This window comes from Streptomyces sp. CY-1 (assembly GCF_047218265.1).
Classification (GTDB): domain Bacteria; phylum Actinomycetota; class Actinomycetes; order Streptomycetales; family Streptomycetaceae; genus Streptomyces; species Streptomyces niphimycinicus.
The window spans coordinates 6,380,809-6,395,595 of record NZ_CP178393.1 but is presented as its reverse complement, the minus strand read 5'-3'; the positions used below and the strand labels follow the sequence as shown (position 1 = coordinate 6,395,595).

General features: G+C 68.4%; 13 protein-coding genes and 1 pseudogene. 9 read left to right on the top strand and 5 right to left on the bottom strand.

Features of this window, described 5'->3' with window-relative positions:
- Window positions 1–31 precede the first annotated feature (31 nt).
- Window positions 32–577: an RNA polymerase sigma factor gene (locus tag ACK1X7_RS27630; protein ID WP_385143920.1), complete on the top strand. Its 546-nt coding sequence runs from the start codon at window positions 32–34 to the stop codon at window positions 575–577.
- Entirely contained in the window at window positions 574–1,041 is a 468-nt protein-coding gene (locus ACK1X7_RS27625; RefSeq protein ID WP_390793152.1) for an anti-sigma factor family protein, read from the top strand. Before ACK1X7_RS27630 ends, ACK1X7_RS27625 begins: the two co-directional genes overlap by 4 nt.
- A gap of 127 nt (window positions 1,042–1,168) precedes the next feature.
- Here ACK1X7_RS27625 and ACK1X7_RS27620 read toward each other — a convergent pair.
- The 5 genes and pseudogenes from ACK1X7_RS27620 to ACK1X7_RS27600 form a co-directional block, all read right to left on the bottom strand.
- A pseudogene (locus tag ACK1X7_RS27620) lies at window positions 1,169–1,492 on the bottom strand (signal peptidase II); the annotation flags it as partial.
- A 291-nt stretch (window positions 1,493–1,783) separates the two neighbouring features.
- The gene (locus ACK1X7_RS27615; RefSeq protein WP_383142262.1) at window positions 1,784–3,058 is read right to left on the bottom strand and encodes a glycoside hydrolase family 5 protein; all 1,275 of its coding nucleotides are present in this window, start codon (window positions 3,056–3,058) and stop codon (window positions 1,784–1,786) included.
- Window positions 3,055–3,402, bottom strand: a complete 348-nt coding sequence (locus tag ACK1X7_RS27610) for a response regulator (protein ID WP_385143924.1) — start codon at window positions 3,400–3,402, stop codon at window positions 3,055–3,057. Before ACK1X7_RS27610 ends, ACK1X7_RS27615 begins: the two co-directional genes overlap by 4 nt.
- Window positions 3,403–3,706: 304 nt before the next feature.
- Window positions 3,707–4,780, bottom strand: coding sequence for a glycoside hydrolase family 6 protein (locus ACK1X7_RS27605; protein WP_390793153.1), 1,074 nt, complete (start codon window positions 4,778–4,780; stop codon window positions 3,707–3,709).
- A gap of 18 nt (window positions 4,781–4,798) precedes the next feature.
- Window positions 4,799–5,788 carry a S8 family serine peptidase gene (locus tag ACK1X7_RS27600; RefSeq protein ID WP_390793154.1) on the bottom strand — a complete coding sequence of 330 codons (990 nt, stop codon included), beginning with the start codon at window positions 5,786–5,788 and terminating at the stop codon, window positions 4,799–4,801.
- Window positions 5,789–6,255: 467 nt separating this feature from the next.
- Here ACK1X7_RS27600 and ACK1X7_RS27595 point away from each other — a divergent pair, with 467 nt between their 5' ends.
- The 7 genes from ACK1X7_RS27595 to ACK1X7_RS27565 all read left to right on the top strand — a co-directional run bounded on the left by ACK1X7_RS27595 (window position 6,256) and on the right by ACK1X7_RS27565 (window position 14,733).
- Window positions 6,256–6,765: a GtrA family protein gene (locus ACK1X7_RS27595; RefSeq protein ID WP_413115780.1), complete on the top strand. Its 510-nt coding sequence runs from the start codon at window positions 6,256–6,258 to the stop codon at window positions 6,763–6,765.
- The gene (locus ACK1X7_RS27590) at window positions 6,762–8,057 is read left to right on the top strand and encodes a glycosyltransferase (RefSeq protein WP_385143932.1); all 1,296 of its coding nucleotides are present in this window, start codon (window positions 6,762–6,764) and stop codon (window positions 8,055–8,057) included. Before ACK1X7_RS27595 ends, ACK1X7_RS27590 begins: the two co-directional genes overlap by 4 nt.
- A complete protein-coding gene (locus ACK1X7_RS27585) occupies window positions 8,047–10,002 on the top strand; it encodes an ArnT family glycosyltransferase (protein ID WP_413115779.1) in 1,956 nt (651 codons plus the stop codon). The genes ACK1X7_RS27590 and ACK1X7_RS27585 overlap by 11 nt, the downstream gene beginning before the upstream one ends.
- A gap of 24 nt (window positions 10,003–10,026) precedes the next feature.
- Entirely contained in the window at window positions 10,027–11,547 is a 1,521-nt protein-coding gene (locus ACK1X7_RS27580) for a hypothetical protein (RefSeq protein WP_413115778.1), read from the top strand.
- A 158-nt stretch (window positions 11,548–11,705) separates the two neighbouring features.
- Complete coding sequence (locus ACK1X7_RS27575; protein WP_216339708.1) at window positions 11,706–12,137, top strand: hypothetical protein; 432 nt, start codon at window positions 11,706–11,708, stop codon at window positions 12,135–12,137.
- Window positions 12,138–12,139: 2 nt separating this feature from the next.
- Entirely contained in the window at window positions 12,140–14,047 is a 1,908-nt protein-coding gene (locus ACK1X7_RS27570; RefSeq protein WP_361493525.1) for a PAS domain S-box protein, read from the top strand.
- Window positions 14,044–14,733, top strand: a complete 690-nt coding sequence (locus ACK1X7_RS27565; RefSeq protein WP_385143940.1) for a response regulator — start codon at window positions 14,044–14,046, stop codon at window positions 14,731–14,733. Before ACK1X7_RS27570 ends, ACK1X7_RS27565 begins: the two co-directional genes overlap by 4 nt.
- Window positions 14,734–14,787: the final 54 nt, after the last annotated feature.

Below are 14,787 nucleotides of genomic sequence, written 5' to 3'. Positions count from 1 at the left end.
CCCGGGGGGTCCGGATCCGAGGAGGCACCCCGTGGCTGACCCGGACGCCCATCAGCAGCGCATGTTCGCTCAGTATGTGCTGCCCGAGGTCGAGGTGCTGTTGCGCGTGGCCATGTCATTGACCACCCAGCGTGCCGACGCCGAGGATCTCGTGCAGGACACGTTACTACGGGCGTACCGGGCAGTCGGCCGTTTTGACGGGAGACATCCACGGGCCTGGCTGCTGACGATCATGCGGCATGCGGAGGTCAGCCGGCGCCGCCAGCGCCGGCCCCGGCTGCTCGACGATCCGGATACGGAACTGGAGCGGCTGGTCCCGGCCCGGGACGCGACACCGGAGGAACTGGTGGTCGACACGGCGTTCGACGAGGCCGTGGACGCCGCGTTCACGGCGCTTCCGCTGCGGGACCAGCAGGTGGTGCGGCTGGTGCATGTGGACGGACTGTCGTACGCGGAGGCCGCACAGGTGCTGGACGTCCCCAAGGGGACGGTGATGAGCAGGCTGCACCGGGCGCGCAAGCGGATCCGGAACCAGTTGCTGGCCGCGGGAGTGGAATCGGAGCGAGGTGGCGCATGAGCAGATGGACATGGTGGCGGACCACACGCACCACCCGAACCAGACAGACCACCGGAGATCTCCGGAGCGCGCGGTGTCCCCTGGGCGCGCCGCTGCTCCAGTCGTATCTGGACGGGGAGCTGGAGGCGCCGGCCGCGGCCCTGGTGCGGGCCCATGTGGCCGAGTGCCACCGCTGCGCCCGGGAGCTCGCCGTCTACCAGCGCATCACCGAGGCGCTGGCCGCCCGCGCGGTGACCGACGAGGCGGTGCTGGACCGGCTCAGGGACTTCGCGGAGTCCCTCGCCGAGCGGGAGAGCCGGGAACCGGGGGCGGAGGCGGCGCCGACCGAGCCGGTCCCGGGGACGGAGACGGTGCCCGGGGCGGTGCCGACGGAGGCGGAGCCGGAGCCGGAGACGGTCCCAGGGAGCGTGCCGGGGTCGGATCGGGACGCGGATCAGGGCGCGGTGCACAAGGCCGGAGGCTGACGATCGGGTCGGGCCCCATGCCCCCGCCGGGCAGCGCGACGGCCCGTTCGCGCGAGGTTCTGCGCAGCAGCAGGGCCGCGGTGAGCAGGGTCCCGGTGACCAGGGCCACATCGGCGAGGTTGAACACCGGCCCGCGGGCGTCCAGCGTGATCCAGTCGATGACGGCGCCGCGCAGCGGGCCCGGCGAGCGGATCATCCGGTCGGCGCCGTTGCCCATCGCTCCCCCGGCGATCAGCCCCAGGCCCAGCGCCGCGCCCCGGCCGCGGACCCGCAGCCCCGCACCGGCCGCACCCAGCGTGGCCACCGCGCCCGCGAGCGTGATCACCACGATCAGCGCGGGCCGGCTGTGGCCGAGGCCGAAGGCCACCCCGGTGTTGCGCACCAGCAGCGCGCAGAACGGCCCGAACCGGGCCTGTGGCCCCACGGTGTCGCTCCAGGCGGCCAGCGCCATCGCCTTGCTGAGCTGATCGGCCACGATCACGACGAGCGCGACCAGGGGGAAGAAGAGCCGGCCGGTCGCCGGATGGGGCTTCATCATCGGCCTCCCTGGGGGTGGGGGGGCCGGTCCGCGGGCGCGGTCCGCGGCCCGGGAGGGAAACCCGCCGGGGGTCCGCCCCGCTTCCCTTCCGGCCGGGAAAAAGGCGAGGGCCCGCAGGCGGCTGCCTGCGGGCCCTCGCTGCTGCCCACTGCCTATGACCTCCAGGTGGTCATCGGCGGTGTACCGAAGGGGTCACTCCGACGATCACTTCCCCTTCTTCGCCTCCAGGAGAGGCGTCTGGTACTTGGCCAGCATCTTCATCTTGTTCTGGTCGATGGTCTTCCAGTCGTTCTTCAGCACACCGCCGGTGTCGCCCGAGTCCGGGTTCCAGGTCCAGTAGGTGTAGCTGATCTGGTGCTTCTTGAGGTAGTCCATCAGGGCGTTCTGCCACACGGCCTCGGAGCTCTTACCGGCGGTCTTCTTACCACCGAACTCACCGAGCAGCAGCGGGGCGATGTTCTGCTTCTTGATGTACGCCCAGTGCTTCTCCCAGATGGCCGGCATGTTCTTCGGGAAGTCCTTCGCCATGAACCAGTTCTGGTTGTAGACGCCCGGACCGTAGTCGTGGGCCGAGTAGACGACCTTGTTCGGCTCGTCGAGCTTCACCGGGTGCTTCTTCACACCCTGGAGGTCACCGCCCCACCAGAACTGCTCGTTCTTGTGGCGGTCCGTACCCTCGACGAAGATCAGCCAGTTCTTGTTGACCTTGTGAATGGCGTTACCGGCCTTGGTGGAGGCGAGCTGCCAGTCGGTCTTCGGGTTGCCGTCGCCCCACGTGGCCTGGCCACGCGGCTCATTGTGCAGGTCGGCGCCGATCACCCGGTCGTTGTTCTTGTAGCGCTTGGCCAGCTTGACCCAGTCGTCCATCCACTGCTTCTCGCTCAGGCTCTGCGAGTACCACAGCTCACTCTGGCCGTACTGGTCAGGACGGTGCTGGTCCAGGATCACGCGGATGCCGCGGTCGGTGGCACCCTTCACGATCTTGTCCATGATCTGCTGGGGGGTGAGGCCCTTCAGATCGGGGTTCTTGTGCCAGTCGATGCCGTTGGGCTTGGCGGACGACTTGAACATCTCGTTCGAGTACGGCAGGCGCATGGTGTTGAAGCCCTGCTTGGCCATCTGGTCCAGCATGGACTCCCAGTTACGGGTCCACAGGCCGTGCGGCGCGTAGGTACCGGTCTCGAAACCGAACCAGTTCACACCGGTCAGGACGACCTTCTTGCCGTCGGAGTCGACGATGTCGCCCTTCTTGGTGGACAGGGGACCCTCGGCGCCCGCACCGGTGGCCTTGGCCCCGGCGGCGGAGGTGGTCGTGGCCGACTGGCCATCGGTGTTGTTCACCGCGAAAGCGGTGACAGTGCCACCCACGGCAGCAGCAGCGACGACGGCCGCGGCGATACCGAAGCGGAGACGCTGCGAGCGCGGCGTGCGCTTGGTCTCGGTGGTCGGGGCGTTGTTCTGGTCCATGGGGGAATTCATTCGGTGATGCTCCTGAGGAATTCGGGTACTGCGGTCTTGAGGATGCTGGGGTTGTTCGTCGGAGATTCCAGACATTCCATCTGCGGGTCGGAGACTGCGGTCAGCCGGACAATCCGCGCGGACGGTAGGAGTTCGCCGATCAGGCGGACCAGCCGCTGCGTTTGCCAGCCGGGCTTATCCACGTCGATCAGCACCACATCCGGCTGCATGTGGTTGGCCAGAGAAATTGCTTCGCGGGCCGACCCTGCAATTCCGGATAGCTCCAGTCCGGGCTCCTCGACAACGAGATCGGCGAGAGCACTCAACACCAGTGGGTGGTGCTCCACGACGAGAACTCTGTGCATCGATGGGAGCTCCTTCGTGGCTTGTCCTTTCGCTCACCGACATTAGGCAGTGACCGCGGTCCGAATCGCCGTACGGCTGACTGAAATCTGCGTACCTCAATTGCAGGAATTCCGGGCACACCAAACGACCGAATTCCGCCTACCTCAATTGAGGTAGGAGAATTCGGCCGTTTTATGGGGGTTCTGTCCGGTATGGGGGGCTGGTGCGGGGCGCTCAGGGCATGCGAAAGGCGCCGGTCACGGGGTGACCGGCGCCTTGGAGGAGGTCAGTGGGGCAGGGGGCAGAAGGGCAGCGGGGCAGGGGTCAGCGCGTCAGCCGGTACGCGTACCCGGGCAGGAACATGCCCGCACCGGCGGCACAGCCGTCCGCCTGCCCCGGCTGCTTGACCCACAGGAAGGCGTCGATGCCGGGGATGCCCGTGGCGGCGGTGGGCGGCCTGCCCAGCTTGCGGCCCGGCGGATCGCAGAAGCTGTGCTTCCGCGTGGGCCCCGCCCCATTGCGGCTGGTGTCCACCACGACCCCCAGCCGGGGCCGGCGCAGCTCCCTGATCACGGAGAGTCCGTAGCGCACCTCGTCGGCGGTGGCGTTGAAGTTGGAGACATTGACCGCTATCCCGTCCCCGTACCGATCGATACCGGCGCGCCGCAGCCGATCGGCCATGGTGCGCGCGGGCTGCCAGCCGGAGTTCCCGGCGTCGTAGTAGACCCGGGCCCGTGGCGCCCCCCGCTGGAACGCCCGCGCCGCGTACGACAGCGCCGCGAACCGTTCCTTCTGCTGCCGCCGCTTGAGACAGCTCATATGGGCGAGCGCGTCCGGCTCCAGAATGACGATGGCGGGCTCGTCCCCTATCCCCCGGGCGAGGGCCTCGCTCCAGCGCCCGTAGGCGGCCGTGTCCCCGGCGCCGCCGGAGCTGAACTGCTGGCAGTCGCGCTGCGGGATGGTGTACGGGACCAGCACCGGCAGCCGTCGCCGGGCGGCGGCGGTGCGGACCAGGGAGCGGGTCCGCTCCTCGACCAGGGACTCATTGGTCTCGGTGAGCCAGGCGGCCTGGGGCTCGGCGGCGATCCGCTTGCCGATGGCCGCCGCCCGCCGGTCGTGCGGATGGTCCCGTACCCAGGTGGCGGCCGGGTTGTGGGGGTCGGTGTAGAAGCGGGTCGTCGCCGGGAAGAACGGCTTGGCCACGGGGAGTGACGGCTTGCCGTTCGGGTGCCGCACCGGGCCCACGAACAGGGCCTGCACGGTGGTCGCCGCCATCACCACCTCGACCACCAGCACCATCACGATCAGTTGGGCGATGCCCCGCCCCGCCCACCTGGGCTTACGTCCGCCGGCCGGCGGGCGGGGGCGGCGGACGCGTCCGCACAGTTTCGTGATCATGGCGAGTCCAGCCCGGCCTCAGCCGTTGTGGGAGTTGCCGGGCGGGGGCCTGCGCCGGCTGATGAGCACCACCGCCAGAACCGCGAGCACCACCAGGACTCCGGCCACCACGCCTATCGTGACCAGGGCGGATTCATCCCCGTCGGTTTTGGCGGCGGAGGCGGCCGGGGTGGCGGCCGCATGGCGGCGGGGGGCGGACAACTCGGCCGAGGCCGGTGGCGCGGCCCGGTCCGCCAGCGCCTTGGCCGGGGCGATCACCCCATATCCATAGCGCGGGTCATGGCCCGCGGAGCCCTTGCGGTCGGCGGTGTCGATCAGCTTCTGGACCACCTGGTTGGCGTTCCAGCGGGGGTGCTCCGAGCGCAGCAGCGCGGCGCCCGCCGCGACCCAGGGCGCCGCGAAGCCGGTGCCGTCGCCGGTCCAGTAGTCGTCGTTGCCCGAGGTGGTGAGGATGGAGACGCCGGGGGCGGCCAGGAGGGTCTTCCCACCGTGGTGGGAGGAGGTCCAGACAGCGCCCTTCTTGTCGGTGGCCACCACGGCGACCACCCCGGGGAGGGCGGCGGGGTAGGTGGGCTTGTTGCCTTCCTTGCCGTTGTCGCCGGCGCCGGCCACGATCACGGCGTCCTTGGCGACGGCGTACTTGACCGCGGATCGCAGTGCGGGGGTCGGACGCTTGAAGGAGACGGCCAGATCGATGACGCGGACGCCCTGGCCGACCGCGTGACGTATGGCCTTCGCGGTGGGGTCGGCGAGGGCCTTTCCATCCCGGTAGACGCCGAGCGGCATCACCTTGGCCTGGGGGGCGAGGCCGTACACCCCGTCGCCGCGGTAATTGCGGCCGGTGCCGGCGATGATTCCGGCGGCATGGGTGGACTGCTCGGCCGCCTTGCCGCCGTCCCGGGTGCCGAAGCCGCCGGTGCCGCCCGCGAAATCCTTTCCGCGGACCACGCGCCCGCGCAGATCCGGATGTGTTGCGTCGACCCCGGTGCCGATGACCGCCACGGTCACTCCGGCACCTTTGCTGATTTTCCAGGCGCGTTCCGCTTTGAGCGCGGTCAGCGCCCATTCGGAATCATGCAGCCCACCGGAATGGGAATCACTTGCCGCAGCCGGCGTGGCCAGTGCGAGTGTCATCGCTGCGATGACCGCTCCGGCCCGGCCGGCGAATGGATGGCGTGACATCACGTGACCTGACATTACGTCACCTACTCTCTTCGCACGGGACGCAAGGCCGTCGGGCCCATTTCATCTTGGGCATCCCCCGCAGGTACTGACACCCGCGAGAGGGTGAGCGACCCGTCCCTTCTTTGGGGGACCGCTCGGGATACCCCGCACCCCGCTCTCCCCAATACGGGGGAGCGGCGGGGTCCGCCGAAGGTGTACCAACCGCTCCCCCGGTCGCGGGTACTACCTCCTTTTCGGGTGACGCACTCTTGGGTCAACGGCGATAAGAGCCTCCTGTAGAGGGAGTCGCGATGCAGCGTTTCCGAACGTTCAGCGAGCGCACCGGAGATCCGGACGAAGAGGCGGATACCTCCGCCGGCAAGGCCCGTAAGCGGACCGGAATACTCTCGCGAGTCCTCCCGGTCCGGAACCCGATGGCCGGTATGCCCGGGCTGGCCCTTCGGTTCGCGGTCGTCGGCGGGGGCGGTGTGCTCGTGAACACGGTGGTCCTCTTCGTTCTTTATCACTGGGCCGGACTTCCGCTTCTGGCGGCGTCGGCGATAGCGGTGGAACTCGCCGTGGTCCACAACTATCTGCTGAACGACCGGTGGACCTTCGCGGCCGGCACTCCGTCCCTGCGGCGATTCATCAAGTTCAATGTCTCGGTCCTCGGCGGACTCGGGGTCAATGTGCTCATCGTCTGGTCACTGGTGCGCGGCGGTACGCATCTGCTGCTGGCGAATTGCCTCGGCATCGCGGCGGCTTTCGCGGTCAACTTCGCGTCGAGTACCGGCTGGGTCTGGGGGAGGCGGAGCCGATGATTGTCTCCATCATCTACCTGGTGCTGATCGTGGTCTCGATTCTGCTCACCGTGCAGTCGGCCCACGTCCTCTACCTCATGCTCTACACCTGGGACCGGGCGGATGCCGAACGGAGGGCCAGGGCGCCGGATGAATTCCTGCCTCCCCAGATCTCCTTCAGTGTCCTGCTGCCCGCCCGGCATGAGGAAGACGTCATCCAGAGCACCATCGAGCGCGTGGTGGGGGCCAACTATCCGGCCGAGCTGCTGGAGGTCTTCGTGATCTGCTCACAGGACGACGACGGCACGATCAAAAAGGCCGAGGAGAAGATCGACGAGCTGAAGCGGAAAGGGCTGCGCAATGTGCGGGTCGTGGTGTTCGACGACAAGCCGATCAACAAGCCGCACGGCCTCAACACGGCCCTTCCGCACACCGCCAACGAGGTGGTGACGATCTTCGACGCGGAGGACGACATCCACCCGGAGATCTTCAGCATGGTGAACACCGTGATGGTCCAGGAGAAGGTCAAGGTGGTCCAGGCCGGTGTGCAGTTGATGAACTACGAGTCCAACTGGTACTCGACGCTCAACGTCCTGGAGTACTTCTTCTGGTTCAAGAGCCGGCTGCACTACCACGCCCACTACGGCTCGATCCCGCTCGGCGGCAACACCGTCTTCTTCGCCCGTGAGCTGCTGCTGCGGCTCGGCGGCTGGGACGACCGCAACCTCACCGAGGACGCCGATATGGGCCTGCGGATATCCGCCATGGGCGAGCGGGTGCGCGTCGTCTACGACGACCGGTACGTGACCAAGGAGGAAACCCCGCCGACCCTCGGCCACTTCATCCGGCAGCGCACCCGCTGGAGCCAGGGCTTTATGCAGACCCTGAAGAAGGGCACCTGGAAGAAGATGCCGACGCGCAAACAGCGCTGGCTCGCCGTCTATGTCCTGGCGTTCCCGCGCGGACAGGCGCTGCTCGGCCTCTATTTGCCGATCTCGCTCGGCATGATTCTGATCCTCAAGGTGCCGGTCCTGATCGCGCTTGTCTCCTATCTGCCCGTCCTGCTGCTGGCCGCGCACTTTCTGGTCCAGGCGGTCGGTCTCTACGAGTTCACCAGTGCCCATGGGCTCGAAGCCTCGCCGAAGGCCGTCCTGCGCATGGCCCTCGCCTGGTTCCCCTTCCAGATGGTCCTCGCGTACGCCGCGCTGCGGGCCATGCGGCGCGAGATGCTCGGCCGCCACGACTGGGAGAAGACAGCGCACGTAGGCGCCCACCGGGCCACCACCGAGGAGGCGGAGTCGCGTGTCGGATAACCCCACGCCCTCGCGGCCGACGGCCGCCGACGCGGAAGGCCGGAAGACCGCGGCGAGGAAGAGTACCGCGCCGGGCAGGAAGACCACGGCGAACAAGAACGCCGCGACAGGCAAGAACGCCACGACGGCCAAGACCACCGCCACGAGCAAGAGCACCACGACGGCCAAGACCACCGCCACAAGCAAGACCACCGCGACAGGCAAGACCACCGCGACAGGCAAGAAGACCGCAGCGAACAAGAACGCCGCGACAGGCAAGAACGCCGCGACAAGGAAGAACACCACAGCAGCCAAGACCACCGAGGCCCCCGCGCGAGGTCCGCGCCGCCGCCCGCGGTTCTCCGTGGAGCGCGGCTGGTTCCCGCCGCTCGGGACCAAGGGCCGAATCGCCCTGGTCGCCTCCCTGCTGACCGGGCTGCTCACCCACGGCTACCACCTGTTCCGCTACCCCCTCTACCTCACCGACGAGGGCATCTACATGCAGCGGGCGTGGTCGCTGGTGCGGGAGACCAGCCTGTCCCCGTACACCTACGACTACGACCACGCCCCGCTGGGGTGGATCACCCTGGCCGGATGGGTCCTCCCGCTGCCGAAGCAGTTCGAGACCTTCGGGAACGCGATCAACACCGGACGGTTCCTGATGCTGCTGGTGCACGTCGGCAGCGTCTATCTGCTGTTCGAGATCGCCCGGCGGCTGTCCGGCAGTGTGCTGGCCGCCACCGTCACCGCGTTCCTCTTCAACGTCTCGCCGATCGCGGTCTACTTCCAGCGGCAGGTCCTGCTGGACAACCTGATGATGCTCTGGCTGCTGCTGAGCCTGTTCATGCTGCTCAGGCGAGAAGTCACGATCAGATCGGTGTTCGGCGGCGGGATGGCGCTGGGGGTCGCCTTGATCACCAAGGAGAACGCGATCTTCTTCTTGCCCAGCTTCATGTACCTGCTCTACCGGAGGGTCAAGGGGTCGGCCAGCAGCCGGTTCACCAGCACCCTGTGGCCATTCGCCGCGGCGGCCCCGATCGGCGCCTATGTGACCTACGCACTGCTCAAGAACGAGCTGCTGCCGAGCGGTTTCGACTTCGATCTGAACAATCCACCAGCGGACCACGTCTCGCTGCTCTACACCCTGTGGTGGCAGCTCAACCGCAGCCAGGGCACCCTCTTCAGCCACTCCGGGCTGTTGCAGACGAGCTGGCTGGTCCGGGACAAGTTCCTGCTGATCGCCGGGGTGTGCGCGATGGTGATCTGCCTGTGGATCGGCATGCGGGACCGCAGGCGCAATCTGGGCTTTCTGATCGCCGGGACACTGGCCCTCGGATACGCCTTCTATCTGGTGCGCGGCAGCGTGGTGTTGGACTTCTATGTCACCCCGCTGATTCCCATGCTCGCGCTGAACCTCGGTATGGTGACGGACCGGCTGCTCAAGGGCACATTCGCCAATCGGTTCATGCGCGGCGCGCATTCTGTGACCCGGGTCGCCGTGCCGTCGTTCGTGGCCATTGTGCTGCTGGCGTCACCGGCCACCGGATATCTCGTCCACACCAATACCGAGGGCCATACGCAGATCGCCGACCAGTACCAGTCGAAGATCAATCTCACCGGAATGCAGCATGCCCAGATCGCCTGGGTGCGAAAGCACGTACCACCGAATTCGCGCATCATCATGGACGACGACCTGTGGGGTGACCTGCACGATGTGCGCCCGTTCTACCCGTACGCGCATTCCCACTGGAACGCCTCGTCCGACCCGGATGTCCGCGACAAACTGTTCAAGAAGAAATGGCAGTACGTGGACTACATCATCATGTCGAACAAGATGCGCAGATCCATGATGCTCAACAATGGCGACGGCCGAGAGAACTGGATTCTCAAGGCGCTGCAAAACTCCACCCGCGTCTGGTCGGAGACCCGGGGAAATATCAAGCTGGAAATCTACCGTGTGCAGTAGCCATGGGAAGAGGAGGTGAAGGCCATGCCTGAGTACGACGACGACTGGGATGTTCCGGAGGACAGGGATGATCCCGAGAACGAGGAGGATATCCTCGAGGACGAGGAAATCCCCGACGAGGAGAACACCCTCGAAGAGGAGGAAATCCCCGACGAGGAGAACACCCTCGGCGAGGAGGACACCCCCGACGGTGACAAGAAGAAAAAGCTCACCTGGAAGACCGTCCTGCTGGCTCTCGTGGTCTTCGCGATCGTCGGATCGCTCGTCCAGGTGGTCGCGCGCGGCGGCTTCGGAGGCGCCCTGAACACCACCGGCGGCGGCGGAGGCGGGAGCGCTCCGAAGAAGGAGCACTCCCGGCAGGAGCAGGAGATACGCCCGCCCAAGCAGCCCAAGACCATCAAGCTGGGCAACCAGCGGGTCCCCCAGGCATCGGGTCCGATCATCGTGATCAATCCGGGTCTGGTGAACCCCGGCGGCAGCGCCGCGGTCGAGGGCGGTGGCTTCGACAAGAAGGCCACGGTGGACATCCTGCTCAAGGCCCGGAAGTCGGACACCAAGGGCCGCGCCATCGGCAGCGTGCGCTCGGACAAGTTCGGATCGATCTACGCCCGGTTCACCATGCCCGAGAGCGCGGGCAACCGGCCCGCGACCCTGGTCGCCCAGCAGCGCGGCAGCACCAAGGCGGCGGAGGCCAAGGTGATCACCGGTGGCGCGGTCGGCACCGCGAAGATCAACAAGCTGGTCGGCCGCCCCGGCGACGTGGTGACGGTCACCGCCCGCGGCTTCCGCCCGGGTGAGACGATCGACGTCTTCTGGGGCCGGACCACCGGTATCCCCGTCACCACGCTGCACACCGACAGCAGCGGCGGCGTCGGCCAGGCGGCGATCAAGGTCGGCGTGGCCCCGACCGGCTCCAGCACCCTGGTCCTGGTGGGCAAGCGCAGCAAGACCACGGCCACCGCGCCCTTCCAGATGCTGGCCATGTACCCCTCGATGAAGTCCAAGCCGTACGCGCTCAAGGCCGGCCAGCGGATCACGCTGTCCGCCAACAAGTTCGCGCCCGGCGAGCGGGTGCTGGTCTACATCAACTCCACCGGCGGCCTGCCGGCCTTCACCGCCCAGGCCAACGGCATGGGGCAGATCCGCGATGTGGCGTTCAACGTCCCGTTCGGCCTCAAGGGGCGGCAGACGCTGATGGCGATCGGCGACCAGAGCCGGGCCGTGGTCCGCTCGGGCTTCACCGTGCTGCCGTACACCCCGTCCGCCGAGCCCAGCGCCTTCGGCGGCAGGGCGGGCACCACGCTCAGCTTCTATGTCGCGGGGTTCGCCCCGGGCGAGATGGTGAACGCCTACGCCGGATCGGGCTCGAAGGGCCAGCGCAAGATCGGGACCTTCCAGGTGGACAGCCGGGGCAAGGCGTCGGCCGTGGGCTCGTACAAGATCACCACGGCGGACGAGAGCGGTGTGGCCTTCCAGCTCATCGGCCAGAAGAGCGGTGGCGTCGCGAAGGCGAGCATCAACATGTCCCAGGGACGCGGAGATTAGGTACGGCCAACGGCACCGAGGAAGAACGTGGGCCGGACCGTGCCGGACGGCGACTACGGCCCGAAGGCAAGGCCCACGTTCCAGGGAGCGGCCGGCCGCCGGCGGCCGTAGGGCGGCTCACCAGTTCCGTAGATGTACCATGCGTCCTGGAGTGTCCTATGAGCGTAGTTTTCGGCCCTAACTCACGAAGAGTCCTACAATTCCTGACCCATATCGAGGACCTCACCCCAGAGGAAATCGACCGGGTGGCCGATCTGTGGAAGCAGACGTCCAGCCAGACCCGCGCCGAGGGCTGGGCAGTGGTCCATCGCACCACCACGCCCGAGGAGCGGTACCGGATCCTGGTCGCCGCCTCGGTGGCGCGCCGGGCCGCCCTGGACACCGCGCGGAATCACCAGAGACACGACTGGGCCTTCTGGGCCGCGGTATGGGACGCCGCGACGGCGGTCGCCGTATGCGACCGCATCGGAAGCCACTACAACGTGCTGGTCGCGCCACTGGCCGCGGTCATGCCCTCGCTGGCGCACTGCCGGCGCGATGAATTCAGCCCCCGCGAATTGCAGGGTGCCGTCCTCAAGGGAGGTGGGTAGTGATGGGCGACAACCGGATCGATGTTGTGGTGGCCGATGACGACCCGGCCGTCCGGGAGGCGCTCGCCGACCTCATCGACTCCCACCCCGACCTGGAGCTGGTGGGCCTGGCCATCAACCATGAGCAGGCCGTGCGCGCGGCGGTGGACCACCACCCCCGGGTCGTGATCATGGACGTGCATATGCCCCGGGGCGACGCCCCCAGCAGCGTCCGGGCCATCCGCGACCAGGTCCCCGACGCCCGGGTGGTGGCGCTGTCCGCCCACGGTGAACGCGAGACCGTGCTGAACATGCTCGCCGTCGGGGCCAGCGGCTATCTGGTCAAGGGCACCCCCGCGGAGGAGATCCTCGAAGCGATCATCCGGGCCGCGCGCGATCAGTTCAGCATGTCCGCGGAGCTGCTCGCGGACTGCGCCGAGCCGCTGCGCCGCGCCGAGCGCGCCTCCTGGCGGTTCGAGGACCTGGTCGGCAACCGCCTGGAGGACTCGTTCCTGGAACTGCTCGGCCACGCGCCGTGCGGCGTCCTGATCGTCGGCCCCCGCGGCCGGATCGAGTACGCCAACGCCCACACCCGGCACATGTTCGGCTACAGCTCGGCGGAGCTGCGCGACAAGCGGCTGCGGGACCTCGTCCCCGAGCGCTACCGCACCGCCTCCGAGCAACTGATCGGCCGGGTCTTCACCTCGCCGTCGGCGATGAGCGGGCGCCGCCGCGACGGCACCGAGTTCCCCGCCCAGTTCAGCGGTGGCCATCTTCAGGGCCGGCAGCCCCGCGGAGTGGTCTTCATCGCCGACCTGAGCCAGCTCCGGGCGGCCGAGAGCCGGTTCCGCCAGCTCATCGAGTCCTCCCCGGACGCGATGCTGATCGTGGACACCGGCGGCCGGATCCAGGCGGCCAACAACCGCACCGAGGCGCTCTTCGGCTACGACCGCGACCATCTGATCGGCCGGGCCGTGGAGGCCCTCCTCCCCGACCAGCCGCTCACCGTCTCGCTGCGCGAATGGGACGACAGCCTGGAGGAGCCGGTGGGCCACAGCATGGAGCTGGTGGGCCGGCGCAGCGACGCCAAGCAGTTCCCCGCCGACGTCAGCATCAGCCCGCTGCGTACGGAGGAGGGCCTGCTCACCGTTCTGACCATCCGGGACATCACCGAGGTGCAGCGCGCCCAGTTCGTCCTGGAGCGCAGCCTGGAGCTGCTGGAGGTCACCGACCGCGACCGCCAGGCGCTGCTCAGCCATCTGGTCCACGCCCAGGAGGCCGAGCGGGGGCGGATCGCCGCCGACATCCACGACGACACCATCCAGGTGATCACCGCCGCCAGCCTCCGCCTCCAGCAGTTGCGCCGACGGCTGCGGGACCCGGACGAGCAGCGGGTGATGGACAAGCTGGACGAGACCCTGAAGCTCTCGCTCAGTCGGCTGCGGCAGCTCATCTTCGACCTGCGGCCGTCCAGCCTGGAACACGGCTGCCTGGCCGGGGCGCTGCGCGGACTGCTGGAGCAGATACGCACCGAGACCGGTATCACCTACCGGCTGGAGGACCGGCTCACCGCCCACCCCCCGGCCGAGACGATGGCACTGATCTACCGGACCGCCCAGGAGGCGCTGGTGAACGTGCGCAAGCACGCCCACGCCAAGACGGTCCACGTACAGCTTCTCGGGCTCGACGACGGCTGCCTGGTGCGGATCGTCGACGACGGCGAGGGCTACAACCCGCTCGAGGTGGAGTCCCGCCCCGGCCATCTCGGGCTCTCCCTGATCCAGGAGCGGGCCCAGATCGCGGGCGGCTGGTGCCGGATCGAGAGCGAACCCGGCTCCGGCACCACCGTGGAGTTCTGGGTGCCGCTCGGCGCTCCCCCGGGCGCCTCGCTCGACCCCGCCGACTCCCCCGAAGGGGACCCCCAGCCGTGACCGCACCTCCCGAACTGACGAAGGTGCTGATCGTCGAGGACCACCGGGTGGTGGCCGAGGGGCTGTGGGCCCTGCTGGCCGAATACTCGGACCTGACGGTGGTCGGCTGGGCCGACTCGGTCGCCGAGACCGTGCCCATGGCCAAGGAGCTGAAGCCCGACGTGGCCCTGGTCGACTTCCGGCTGCCCGACGGCACCGGGGCCGACGCGGCGGCCGGCATGCGGGCCCATGACCCCTCCGTCGCCATCGTGATCCTCAGCGCCGACGCCAGCGACTCGGCGCTGCTGGCCGCGGTGGAGGCGGGCGCCTGCGGCTATCTGCTGAAGTCGGCGGGCGGCGACGAGATCGCGTCCGCCATCCGCTCGGCCGCCGAGGGCGAGACCCTCATCCCGGCCAGCACCCTGGTGGAGGTGCTGGCACGGCACCGCGAGGACGCGCGGTCGACCGCCGAGCAGACCGAGCGCCTGGACAGCATGACCCCGCGTGAGCAGGAGATCCTCACGCTGATGAGCCAGGGCCTGGACAACCGGGCCGTCGCGGAGCGGCTGAGCATCAGCTACGCCACCGTGCGCACGCATGTGCGCAGGATCCTGGAGAAGCTGGACGCGCGCTCACAGCTCGAGGCGGTCGCGAGGGCCGCCGAATTCGGCTTCAAGCCCGCGCAGCCGGAGGGGCCGGAGGAATGACGGACCGACCCCCGGAGCCGCCTTCGGCTTCGGGTACGGCCATGGCCCCCTCCG

Excerpts from the sequence above, each read along its gene's own strand:
- ACK1X7_RS27625 (WP_390793152.1), top strand. The coding sequence starts at position 574 with ATGAGCAGATGGACATGGTGGCGGACCACACGCACCACCCGAACCAGA.
- ACK1X7_RS27615 (WP_383142262.1), bottom strand. The coding sequence starts at position 3,058 with ATGAATTCCCCCATGGACCAGAACAACGCCCCGACCACCGAGACCAAG.
- ACK1X7_RS27610 (WP_385143924.1), bottom strand. The coding sequence starts at position 3,402 with ATGCACAGAGTTCTCGTCGTGGAGCACCACCCACTGGTGTTGAGTGCT.
- ACK1X7_RS27605 (WP_390793153.1), bottom strand. The coding sequence starts at position 4,780 with ATGATCACGAAACTGTGCGGACGCGTCCGCCGCCCCCGCCCGCCGGCC.
- ACK1X7_RS27595 (WP_413115780.1), top strand. The coding sequence starts at position 6,256 with ATGCAGCGTTTCCGAACGTTCAGCGAGCGCACCGGAGATCCGGACGAA.
- ACK1X7_RS27590 (WP_385143932.1), top strand. The coding sequence starts at position 6,762 with ATGATTGTCTCCATCATCTACCTGGTGCTGATCGTGGTCTCGATTCTG.
- ACK1X7_RS27580 (WP_413115778.1), top strand. The coding sequence starts at position 10,027 with ATGCCTGAGTACGACGACGACTGGGATGTTCCGGAGGACAGGGATGAT.
- ACK1X7_RS27575 (WP_216339708.1), top strand. The coding sequence starts at position 11,706 with ATGAGCGTAGTTTTCGGCCCTAACTCACGAAGAGTCCTACAATTCCTG.
- ACK1X7_RS27570 (WP_361493525.1), top strand. The coding sequence starts at position 12,140 with ATGGGCGACAACCGGATCGATGTTGTGGTGGCCGATGACGACCCGGCC.